General features: G+C 49.4%; 5 protein-coding genes. 1 reads left to right on the forward strand and 4 read right to left on the reverse strand.

Annotated elements, in window-relative coordinates; genetic code table 11:
* Positions 1–60: 60 nt before the first annotated feature.
* Entirely contained in the window at positions 61–6504 is a 6444-nt protein-coding gene (locus IC230_RS04665) for an alpha-2-macroglobulin family protein (RefSeq protein WP_191037784.1), read from the reverse strand.
* Between the two features lie 147 nt (positions 6505–6651).
* Between IC230_RS04665 and IC230_RS04670 the strand changes: the two genes are divergently transcribed.
* Positions 6652–7239, forward strand: a complete 588-nt coding sequence (locus IC230_RS04670; protein WP_191037785.1) for a peptidylprolyl isomerase — start codon at positions 6652–6654, stop codon at positions 7237–7239.
* A 166-nt stretch (positions 7240–7405) separates the two neighbouring features.
* Here IC230_RS04670 and IC230_RS04675 read toward each other — a convergent pair whose 3' ends face one another.
* From IC230_RS04675 to IC230_RS04685, 3 genes are all read right to left on the reverse strand, one after another.
* Positions 7406–7873, reverse strand: coding sequence for a GNAT family N-acetyltransferase (locus IC230_RS04675; RefSeq protein ID WP_191037786.1), 468 nt, complete (start codon positions 7871–7873; stop codon positions 7406–7408).
* Between the two features lie 87 nt (positions 7874–7960).
* The gene (locus IC230_RS04680; protein ID WP_191037787.1) at positions 7961–8920 is read right to left on the reverse strand and encodes a gliding motility protein GldB-related protein; all 960 of its coding nucleotides are present in this window, start codon (positions 8918–8920) and stop codon (positions 7961–7963) included.
* 177 nt (positions 8921–9097) lie between these two features.
* On the reverse strand, positions 9098–12256 hold the full coding sequence (locus IC230_RS04685; protein ID WP_191037788.1) for a PVC-type heme-binding CxxCH protein: 3159 nt from the start codon (positions 12254–12256) through the stop codon (positions 9098–9100).
* Positions 12257–12327 lie beyond the last annotated feature (71 nt).

Genomic DNA, 12327 nt, shown 5'->3' on the forward strand with positions numbered 1-12327 from the left:
GACCATCCCGGTCGGGTGAGAATAACTACCACCCGACCGGGACGGTCGGTACTACAGTCTTTACGGCTTCACTTTCACCCGTTCTCCGGCGGAGTGTGCGGAGAACTCAGGAGCATAAAAGCATTGTACTGTAGCGACACCCGCTGAGAAATCGCCGGTTTGCGCTACGCGTAGGTCATACTCAAACACATGCGTACCGACGGGTAGGTAACTCATAAAAAAATCAGTACTGGCGTCGCGTGGTGATTCATAATAACCTAAGCCATTTTGGTATTTATAGCCCGACAAAGCCGCCACAGGTTCAAAACCTGATGCCCGACTATCTTTCAGGTGAACGTATTCCATTGCCCGGTCGGTCTTCAGAACCAGCCGTACTTTAATCAGATCGCCGGGTTTTAAGGACGTTTTTGGTGAAACCGACGTAATGACCGGGCCGTTTGGCGAATCGCGTTGCATGTAAAGCGTTTTCTGAACAGACAATCCTGCACTGCCGGGCATAACCCGGTCGAGCGGCTCGAAGTGTTGCCAGTACAACGCACCCCAGGCCGGGCCATCGGCTGTTTTTGTGATTTTGATGGCCCCCATTTCCGGTTTGATTTCAGCGGCTGCGTAGGTCACTTTCTCGTACCCCGTAATGGCATCCGCTTTTGTCACTCGACTTTCGATGGGTTGCCCACCCAAACTTACCTGCGTTGTAACGCCCGTACCTAACCAATCGCTACCACGTAGTAACAGCGCATAAATAGCCTCGGTCGTTGCTTTGGTTGATGACCACGACTGGGTTTGTTTCTGACGCAGCAACCAGCGCTTCATGTCATCAATTTCTGTCTGAACCGGCTTGATTTCGCCAAACGCTTCAATGATATAGGCCTGCGTTTCGATCGGTGCCTGATACCAGTATAGACCGCTTTGGTTATCGGGCCAGTATGTGCCCAACTCCTCGGATTTCCGCGACCGTTCACGGAGTGACGCCAGAATACCGTTAGCCGTTTTGTCATCGCCAAACCGGAACAACGCCATCGCCGACAGGGCCTGTCCCTGTAAACTTTGCTTCGTCCATTCATCGACTACGCGCTGTTTCACGTAAGCCATAACCGAGTTTCCGATTGGCTGATTGACGTAAAAACTGCGGGCGTAGAGGTATTGCGTCGCCGAAAAATACCACGGACCGATTATGCCATTTCCCTTCTTCTGAGCGTCCATTTTTTTCTGCTCCTCAATCCAGCGTTTCATTTCAGCATCGGCGTAGCGAATGGCGTTGGTCTGCATCTCGCTAATCTTCGCCTGCATCGCGTCAGGGAAGCGTACACCCAGTTTCTGCAAATGACCAAATCCGCTCAGAATGTGCAGCGTCATAGACAAGTCGGGTTGCATGCCGCCAAACCACCGGAAACCGCCCGATTCAGTCTGTAATTGTTGCAGTTTCTCAAACGCCTGAAGCTGCTCACTTTCCATCCGGTTCGCATCCAGTAACTGACCCAACTTTGCCTGCCGCTCAGTCTCCGAGCGGGCATCAGCCAGCCAGGGCGAATTTTCCAGCGTAACCGCTTTTAATTCTTCGTTATTCTGTAATGGACTCTTTGGCGGAGTTTTTTGCCATTCAGCAATTACCTGTTTGAAGGCGGGTTTGCTCCCAACAATATGAGCGGCCAGGCTATTGGCGTACAAACGACTGAAGAGTTGCTCAGCACACTCATACCGATACTCCATTAAATACGGCAGCGATTGCAGCGCATACCAGCTTGGATTACTCGTTACTTCTACGGTTAGTCGTTCGTGCTGGACAGGCAATTCTGGATTGAGATTCGTTAGCGGTTTCAGCTTAAACTCCTTGGTCTCCTTGCCATTTACCCAGAACGGTTGCGAATCCGTTACCAGCATCCGATTCGGCAGTACAGGAACCGTAAATTCTTCGCCATCAGTGAACGTGCCCGATTGAGCCGTCAGGCGACAGGCTACGGTTTCGAGCCCTGCTGGAACCACCAGCGTCCAGCCCACGGCCTGACCTTGACCAGCCGCTACGTTTACGGATGTTTGCAACGTAGTATGGTTGAGCTTCTGATTGATAGGTTCGCCGGTTAGTGCATCCAGTAGCATCAGACTAGCGGTTACGGGTAAGGCTTTTTCGCTCAGGTTATTGATGTGGGCCGTTACGCGAATCGTATCCCCTTCCCGCAGAAAACGGGGCGCATTAGCCGTGATCATCAGTTCTTTCTGCGTAATGATCTCGCGCTCTAGTGTACCGATTTTCAAATCTTTCGTATGCGCAAAGGCGAGCAGTCGCCAGCGGGTGAGCGCTTCGGGCATCGTGAATTTCAACACTACGTTACCTTTCGCGTCGGTTTTCAGATCGGGCAGAAAGAACGCGGTTTCGTTGAAATTTCGGCGAGGATTGACAATAGGAGCCGGAGTTGGTTTCGGACCGGCTTGTTCCGGTTTTTCTTCATCGGGTTTAGCCTCAGCACCCCCTGCGGCCATATCCATTGCGGCTGGTGCAGCCGTTTTCGCCATACTCATTCGCGCAGCCCCAGGTGATCTGCTTTCATAGTTGAGCGTAGTGTTACCACGCATCCGCACCGCACCACCTTGCCTTGGCGACCCATACCCCGTAACAACCACTTCACTTAATCCCTGTGCATCCGGTTTCATCGAAAATGACAATGGCTCCTGCGCTAACGTCACCTCCTGAGTCTGATAGCCGAAAGATGAAAATACGAGCGTGGCCGACAATACATCGGATTTGCCTTTTAGAGAGAACACCCCCTGGGCATTCGTTGATGTTCCGGTTGATGATCCTTTTATCATGATGGACACGCCTGGTACGCCTAATCCGTAGGAATCTTTGACGATGCCGGAAATAACCTTGCCTTCCCGCGTGATCGAAACGCGAATAACATTATTCTGTACACCACCCCAACTTAACTCGTCATACTGACGCGCTGGAACAGGTTGTTCAGGACGATACCGATAAAACAGTACGTTGCCAGACTGTACATTGAAACCACCCGAACGCCAGCCGTAGAAAATCGGTGAATAAGGCTGATAAACGGATGTCGGCCAATCGAGTTTTTCAAACGCATCCAGCGAAGCATCGTAGAGCGTGGCTACCATCTCGGCCGGCATTTTGTCTAAGCCATTTATGGTTAATGTCCATTCTTCGCGCTCACCCGGTTTAAGTTTAGTCCGGAACGTTTTTGTTTCGATGGTAAGCTGCTTATTCGTAAAAGGTACTGTAACGGTCTGCGATTTCTGGTACAGCCGCCCGTTCTGAATCATGGCAAAATGCACCGCAAAGCCACCCTGTTGCTGTTCCGTAACGGGCAACGTAACGCGACGCGGCTTACCATCCGTTTTTAGCCACTCTTCCCGAACAACTTTCTGATTTTCTTCTACCGTCATTAGCACCCATCCGGGCGAATCCACGCCGGGCTGGCTATTTCCAACCCAGAACACTGCCTCTTCGCCTGGTTCGGCGGTCGTTTTTCGGGCCTGCACCCAGTTGTCCGGTCGGGCCGAAGCGGTCGGTTGTTTATCGTTGACGACCGCGAAAAATGCCCGTTCTTTGGTTGGGTCGCCGGTCGAGTCGGTCACGGTCACTTCCGCTACGTATTCGCCGGGTGTGTATCGGCTCAGGTCGGGCTTGATCAGCGAATCTCCCGGACTGGTGATCGTTTGTTGCTGTACTACCTCTCCTTTTGGCCAGAAACGTGGATCATTCTCGTTTGCAAATACGTCGTTGGGAAATAACTTCTCGAATTCGGCTTTGCTGAGCAACTGACGGTCGGGGCGTTCCCACAAACGATTACGCAGGGGACGCGTCGGCGGTTGCAGCCGGTAAACGGTTAGCTGGCCTTTAGCCCGCACTTTTTCCCCCGATTGATTGGTGATACGTATCGGAAACGTTGCTGACTTATCGTTTTCAACTTGTGGCGGAATGACCAGACTAATCTGCAAGGCCGAGTATCCGATACGTAGCGTTTGTGTAGTGCTGCGCGTTTCCCCCGCTTTATCCGTTACATCGATGGTTACCAGAAAATCAAAAATTGGATTGTCTGAACGCGACTGTTCCTGGTCAGGAGTCGCCGTGAACGTAATGCTGACATTGCCCTGCGCATCCGTTTGCGCAATACCATTCGCTATTTCCGTCTGATTCGTGCGGCCGGGAAAGCCAATTCGGGAATCTCCATTCCGGGAATCTCCATTCCGGGACGTATACCACCAGTCCCAGCGCGGGCGGAGTTGCCGTGTCACCCGGTACCGAACTTCTGCCCCGTCGACAACAGCGCCCGAAAAGGTTTTGGCATCGGCCAGTAACGTAACCGCCTGACCCAGTTTGAACGACTGTTTTATCGGCTTCGTCTTCACCTCAAACGTAGGGCGCTTGTACTCTTCGACCCGAATGCTGGCGCTGCCATACGGCGTTTGCAAACTCATCGTGCCGGTCAGTCGACCGACGGGGGCGGAGAAGCTGGTGCTAAACGTACCAAATTCGTTGGTTTTCAGCGTCTGGCTGGCGATCTGTTCGCCGTTCTGATCCATAAAATCGACCGTTACGTCCTGATTGGCGCGAACCGCAAACTGGTTCGTTTTCCCTTCGTAGAGCAACCCTTTCACGTAAATCTGCTGACCAGGCCGGTAGATAGCCCGGTCGGTAAACAGTTGTTCGTAAGTCTGAGTCTGGTCCGTATTCTGATCGTTCTGGCTGCGGTAATCGTATTGCTGTTCCGAAATCAACGTATCGGCACCGGACGTAATCAGGTAATAAAAGCCTGTTTGCTTAGGTATATCGGTGGTTGGTACCTTCGCCCAGCCGTTTACATCCGTTTTCAACGGCTTGTAGTTCCTGAGCCACGATACATCAGCCATACTGACCAGCGATACGGATGCGTTTTTGAGCGGTTCGCCCGTTTGCCGATTGGCGACCAGAACTGCCCGGGTATCGGCGACAGTCGGGTTTGGTGGCGTCAGATAGCTTAGCGCCGATACGGCAAAACTCGTATACTGAACCGACTCGTTTTTATCGCCGAATTTCTCATCCGTCGTTACCAGCAGCAAGTAATGCCCGACCGGTAAACCCATCAGCGGCAGTTCAATGGAATGTCGGTTCAAATCACCGTCTTCCGGCAACGTAACGGTATTTTCGGCTACATTGGGGCGTTTCAGCCAGGCTGCGTACCGTTTTTTCCGGTCGTCATCCGTAAGGCCGTAATTGTCGCGGATGGTTCTGGCTTCTGAGGCCCTTAACCGGATCAGTCGGTAATGGATTTTCCCGACGTTCTGATAGCCGACCAACACCCGGAACGGTTGCTGCGGCAGGTTAACCTGTTCGACCTGCATTGAATAATTCTGTGACAGCAATCGGTTCAGCAATTGAGTCGCCTGCTGCGCCGAACGGGTTTTTGGAAACCGTTTGATCAGGCCCCGGCAAATGTCAGCGGCCTGCTTATTGTTCCACTTTTTTGGATTAGCGGTTTCTGACGGTTCGTCATTCGCATCAAGCGGACGTATCGGGCCGTTGTAATTGGTCAGGAATTCGGCTAATTGGTAGGCATATACCGCTTCGGCTGGCTGATTCTTATAGCGGGTAATTTGCGTTTCGAGGCCTTGCCGATACAACGTATCCCGATTCGGAACCACGCTACGCCGGTGCACAAATTCTAACCGTAGTACGTCAGCGTCAGCCAGTGCGTCCGGCGTAGTATCGGGCAGATGAAAGGCGAGCAACTGCTGGTAGAGCCGCAGGGCCTGGTAGCGGCCCGAAAGCGAATCGCGGCTCTGGATCGTCAGTTTGGTAAATACATCGGGCGAAGTGAAGTAATCGGCCTGGTCCAGTTCAAATTTAAAAACGGGCTTTAACAGATCGGGCTCTGTATTCTGAAAGAATGCAATGGCCCGGTGCGCCAGTAAGTCATACAAGGTTGGTCGCAGCGGACGTGCGTCGGGATCGCCTTTTTCCAACAGCGCATCGTACGTAGCAACCGGTATTTTTTGAAGAGTCTCCTTCAACCGGACCGAGGCCAGATAAGCCGTCGTGATGGCGTCGACCAGTTGATGCGCATCCCAGGTTGTGAAATCAGCCCCACTATCCGACGACGTCGATGCTGCCGTGTTCACCGCAGTGCGGTTATAGAACTTATACCGGTTTTGCTGAAAATATTGCCAGTAAATGTCGCCTAGTACGGATTGCAGGACTGACTTAGCCGGTTCGGGGGTCTCGGCAATATCGGTCCGCAGGGAACGTATCAGTTCTTTATACGTATCTTCGTCCGAAGTCGCCCGATACGTCATGCGCGCGATAGCTGCTTTAGCCACCTGCGGGTAGTTTTTCTGTATTTTGGCCTCGGTGTAAATCCGGTTAGCAATCGCCAGTGCCGATTTTGGTAAGCCTTTAGCTGCCAGTGAGTCCGCTCGTTTCCAATCCCGGGCGTAATCGGGCTGAGGCTTATTTTGTGCTGATGCGGCCAGAGTAAATAGAATAAGAAAGATAGTCAGAAACGGATGCATAGTTGGTAGGGAAAACAATCGTTGGGATAGATGCGTATGAATGTGTTTTTCCACAACGCTTATTCCTATGACTCTGGTTTATACCAAAGGGTTTAATACGTATCATTCAGTATCTTTAGCCATACCTACCAGTTAACTGCTATCGATATGCCAAACTTCATTCTGCTACTAACCTTATTAGTTTCGTTGACAGTTTCACCCAAAACAGAGAAAAAGTACCCGATTGGTCAGATCAAAACCGATAAAGGCGAGATCCTCTTTTGGCTTTACGATGAAACACCTAACCACAAAGCGAGCTTTATGAAGCTTGCCAACCAAAACTACTGGGATACACTTACTTTTAATCGGGTCATTAACAACTTTGTCGCACAAGGCGGTTGCCCCGACACGCCTGCTGGTTTCGCGGATTCGCCCTATTTACTCAAACCCGAATTCAGACCGAACATCCGTCACGTGTATGGAGCGGTAGGCGCAGGACGTGACAACAACCCTCAAATGCTTTCGGCCGGATGCCAGTTTTACATTGTTCAAAACAAAAAAGGCGAGCACCGGCTTGACGACAAATACACGGTATTCGGGCAGGTTTTTAAAGGAATGGACGTAGTAGACGCTATTGTCTCGGTCAAGACAGATTCGACCAATACTCCTCTGACACCCATCAAATTAGACGTGAACGTATTGAATCTTACTGCTGCGGAATTAAAAAAACAAGGCTATTCGGTGAAGCAACCTTAACTGGTTGATACGTGACTGGACTAGTACCAACTGGGTAGAAGCCTGGCTATTTGATTCCAACGGCTTTTAATAAAGTACAATAAACTGATCCATAGCAAGTTATCACTATTCCTAAATCAGTTGAATAACTAAATTTATGTTATGTGGATATTCTCAGAAAGGATAATCAGAGATTCAATGACATATCTACGTAATGTTCACGCTTCAATTGAAAACCTAGCCTTTCATATAGTCTAGTAGCTGGAATATTGTAGCGGTTGACAGTTAATTTGACTTGTTGACAATTTCTAGCTTTAAGCCATTTCAAGCTTTCTTCTAAAAGTGCTAGTCCAATCTTATTGCCTCTTTCACTAGGAATGACAAATAACTCATTAATGGAAGCCACGCTTTTCGGACTTTTCTCGATACTTAAGAAGCTGTAACCTATAATTTGGTCTTCCTTTTTACAAAGCACATAGTTAGAATCTGAGTCCACCAAATATTTCCTTAAATACTTCCTATTACGAGCCTGGTCTTTTTTGAGATCAGATGGCTGCTTTTTTTCTATTGAAAGTGATTGGTCAAAATCATTCACTAATAGAATAAGCTTATGAAAATCGTCTAGGGTAGCACTTCCAAATTTCAATTCCACCATTTGCTGTATAAGTGTGATGATGCTATATGAAATAAAAGCGAGTGTAAACAGACAGAGATTAGGTGGCTTTGTTAGCTATATTCCATTTTATCTGGCCATAGCCATCTTTTTCTCATAGCCGCTTTGGGTGAATAGCATTCCATAATCGGCCATCGTTAACATATCTTGAATGGCCTGCTTTTTATCCGTGGCTTGTTCATAGTACGCTTTTACAATCTCATAGCCCTCGTAATAACCCAAGTCCGCAATCCGATCCGAACGCTTGGGCAACTCCTGAAGCCAACCTTTTGGCTCAGCTTCATTCATATCTTGTTTGAACTCCTGCCAGAGAACTCGCTCTTGTGGCTTAGCCCACTGATAGATGTGGTCGCTTGGATTCTTACCAGTAGCTAACTCCGTTAAGAAGTCAGCCATACCTTCTCTGATGGCCATTTTCAACAACGTTCTCTCCCCACTGGGCCGAGCTTGAAGGGTATGAATCAATTCATGAACCACCACGTCTGGTAAATAGCTAGCTGGTTTGTAAGCTAATCGTTGCCAGTCGACCAATTCGTCCGTTGGAACAACGGCTGATTTACTGAGCATATCAGCACTCAGTAAGAGACCGTTATCCGAAACGGTTCCACCTGAATTCCAGCGTCCAACGACTAAATAAACATTGGGGAAAGCAGCTTGTGGATACAACTCTTTGAGCTTTTGTAAGCCTTTACGGATAGCTGGTTTTTGCTGGCTAACCTGTTCCAAGGCGGGTACGATGGCTGCATAGAATTTAGGTTTCTCATCCTGATTTTTGACAAAGGCTTCAACCGATTGTATTCGACGCTGATAATAGTCTTTTAAGCCAATTGATGCCTGGTCAATGTATTCGCGTTGGTAAATTTGATTTCGTTGAGCTGGTTCTTTTTGAGTCATTTTGTAGGCTTTCAAGTAGTGGTCAATATCACTAGTGATAATCTGAACACTATCTAAATCAGAGTGAAAGCCAGTCGACTTTTGGGCCGTAGCTAGTTGAGCTGTTAAGACAAGTAGGGTGAATAGAACTCGCATTAAAAGTTGTTATGTAAGTGGCGCTATGTTAATTATCATCAAAAAAATATCATTGATTATTTATAAGATACAACAACTCTCATTGGTCACGTACTAAAAGATAACGATCTGCTTCACTTGGTCAATAAAACCTGTGCACATGCCTATAGATGTTTCCGTAATCGTTTGTTTCCATACTTACTGCTTCAGTAAAAAGGCAGCTAGATCAGCTAATTGCTGCTGATTCAGACCCAGCGCATTTGGATCGGGCATCAGGCTGTTTTTATACTGTCGACGCGATGAAATCTTATCCGCAGGAATTGTGTGCCGAATGCCTTTGATCCCCTTAATAACCACTGACTGCTCACCGTCGCTCACCAAAAAACCATAATAGGTCTGACCCGTTTTGGTCATGATCATATACGGTTCATAGCCAAAAGCAATACCGGCGTTTGGATAGACAATAGCCTCCAGAAGCCCACTCTTATCAAGCTTCTGGTGAATCTTACTTAAGTCGGGACCAATGTCTTCGCCTTGCTGGCCGTGACGGTGACACGTAGCACAATTCGTTTTAAAAAGCGTTCGACCGTTTCGCTCATCCCCCGTCAGCATCGCAATTTGGCTAATAGGCGAATTAGCGTCGGGCTTCGTAGTCGCCATTGCGGGTTTAGCCGGGGGCGTTTCAACATTGGTAGCCTGCACCGGAACGGTCGATACGGGAGGGGTTTTTGTAGGTTCTTTCGCTACTGTCTCTACGGGCGTGGCAATTTTTTCGCTACTTGGCTGCTGCGTTGATGTGGTAGAAACAGAAGCCGTTTCGGTATTAGTAGCCGTTGAATTCGGCCGTTTCCAGGGAAAATCTTCTTTACCCATCATTCGAACCGTCTGATCTTTGTTGGTACGGATACCCGGCCCGGCGGCCTTGATCAAATCGTCTGACAATTTCTTCTCTGCAGCTAACCCAATCAGGATTTTTGCCCCTTCAGGGTCTTTAGACATTTCGATGGCCAATTTTCGTTTTTCGGCTTCCGTTTTGATGTCATCCAGCAACTCTTTCCGCTTAGCGAGCATTCGTTGCTCTTCAGACGATACAGCTACCGGCTTCACCTCATCCCAGTTCAGGAACTTAGCCCAATCGTTGCCGCGTCGGAAATCCAGCCAATAATTTGCCTGATCGGCTACGTCTTTATCGGATGACTTCGACAGATCCAACATCGCTTTCGCGGCCGACTGATTTTTAATGAACGCCAATGACGTAATGGCCTGTCGGCGAGCGTCAGCTGAGAGCGCTTGCGATTCAGCTCGTTTTTTGAACAGGCCAACAGCCGCAGCCGGATGAAATTCCCACATCAAATCAGCCGTTCGCTGGTCCCATTGAATTGGATCGTCGGGTAAAGTCAGATCAGCAAAAAGATTTTCTTCTTTACCATCAGCAGCCTCACTGAGCGCATTCAGGTACCAGCGGTCCTTCCCATCATAACTATTTACCAAGTTCTTCAGCATAACCCGGCATTCGGCGTATGGAATGTCCCGGAGCGCAACCGCCACCTCGCGCCGAACGGCCGCATTTCGGTCGAGAGACAAATTACCTAATAAGGGTAGCAATGCTTCCTGAGACGTGGTTAGTCCTGGATTCGATTTATTGTTTTCGGGAGTAATGCTACGTAGCGCCCGGAGTGCTGTAATCCGGGTCATTGGATCGTCGGACTTAAGCAGCCGCTCAACCTCAAACTGCCCTTCACCACCCAACTGAACCAGCAGGAAAATTGCCCTGGCCCGATGATAGGGATTTGGTGATGTTAAAAGCGCCATAACCGGTGCGATAACCTTTTCACCTTGTTCCTGAAGGGCATCGAAACCCAACATCCGGACGTTCACAGCGGGGTTCAGCAGCGCAGCAATTTGTCCTTGAGTGCTACGTAGATCAATTTTGGGTGCCTTAAGATTTTTGCCTTTGGGTGTAATGCGATAGATGCGTCCATAGCCCTGACGATCCTTCATCTGGTGACCACCCACGATTGGGTCATACCAGTCGGCCACGTAAATGGCTCCGTCAGTACCTACCGTTACGTCACTCGGCCGAAACCATTTACGAGAATCGTTATTCACGTCGTTCCACTTGTAATTTTCATCGACTTTCGGGAACGTACTGATGAAGTCGGTACGAGGCATACGATAGCCTGCCCCCGACAATTCAGGCTTATAGCCAAAAATTACGTTTCGGCCTGCTTCGGCACTTAACAGCATGCCCCGGTATGGCAGCCCGAGTTCATCGCCTTCATACACGACCATACCCGTAGGTGAACCCGCACCTGTGAGATCGCCAACAGGCATAACGCCAGGGTCTTCCTGGTGCCAGTGGGCCGTAGGAATCGACTGGCCCGGACGCTGATCGCCTTTCCAGTTACGAGTACCATCTGCGCTGAAATAGCCCGCGTTTGCCCCTTCCATCAACCAGCTCGTACGACAGGCCATGACCTCATCGTCGTTGTCGTTCTGCCACATGTTGCCATACGAATCAAGCGCCGTTTCGTAATTGTTACGAAAGTTCTGGGCCATCACTTTCAGGTTTGAACCGTCGGCGTTGATACGTAGCGCCAGTCCTCCTACCCACACGCGTCCGTCGTCGCTGACCTGGTTGCCGTGATTGATTTTATTATAGGGTGTGCCGCCAACGTACATGCTACCAGACCGGAGCGTCCAGCCGTCTTTGTCACTGACGACGTGCGGACCGGCATTACCCGTATTGAAATAGTACTTCCCATCGGGGCCGGCCACTACCGAATGCAGGGAGTGATCGTGATCCGTTCCCCCAAAACCCGATAGCATAACTTCCTTTTTGTCGGGCTTGTCATCGCCATTTTCGTCGATATAAACGACAATGTTCGGGGCGGCTGATACAATCACTTTATTCCCAATAACGGCAATTCCCAGCGGTGAGACCAGGTCAGGGTCTGTTACAAATACCTTACTGTCGTCGGCTTTGCCATCGCCATTCGTATCTTCCAGAATCACGATCCGCTCCCCTTCCGGATGATCAAGACGCCCTTCGGCTTTATTATTGAATTTGCGATAATTAACCGCTTCCGTAATCCAAATCCGGCCTTTGGCGTCGATGTCCATGTTGGTCGGGTTGTAAAACATCGGAGATTCGGCCCAGAGCGTCGCTTCCAGATCGTCGGGCACGTAAAGCTTGCTGGAGTCACTGCTAACCACATTACGTTGCTGATACGTCTGAGTGGCATTCGGCAACGTAGCACTCACTTGCTGAAGTTGCAATGGTTGGCCAGTCAGGTATAAAAAGCCAATCGTTGTCAAAGCGACGGGCAAAGGACTCAAAGAAAAAATAGACTTCATTATGTATGCCAGGTTCTTATTCCAGGTTTCAAGTTGCGTGTCTCACATGCTGCGCCAATTAACTTGCAAGC

It is taken from the genome of Spirosoma validum (genome assembly GCF_014699035.1).
GTDB classification, from domain to species: domain Bacteria; phylum Bacteroidota; class Bacteroidia; order Cytophagales; family Spirosomataceae; genus Spirosoma; species Spirosoma validum.

Coding starts and splice junctions, on each gene's coding strand:
- IC230_RS04680 (WP_191037787.1), bottom strand. CDS start 8,920: ATGCGAGTTCTATTCACCCTACTTGTCTTAACAGCTCAACTAGCTACG.
- IC230_RS04665 (WP_191037784.1), bottom strand. CDS start 6,504: ATGCATCCGTTTCTGACTATCTTTCTTATTCTATTTACTCTGGCCGCA.
- IC230_RS04675 (WP_191037786.1), bottom strand. CDS start 7,873: ATGGTGGAATTGAAATTTGGAAGTGCTACCCTAGACGATTTTCATAAG.
- IC230_RS04685 (WP_191037788.1), bottom strand. CDS start 12,256: ATGAAGTCTATTTTTTCTTTGAGTCCTTTGCCCGTCGCTTTGACAACG.
- IC230_RS04670 (WP_191037785.1), top strand. CDS start 6,652: ATGCCAAACTTCATTCTGCTACTAACCTTATTAGTTTCGTTGACAGTT.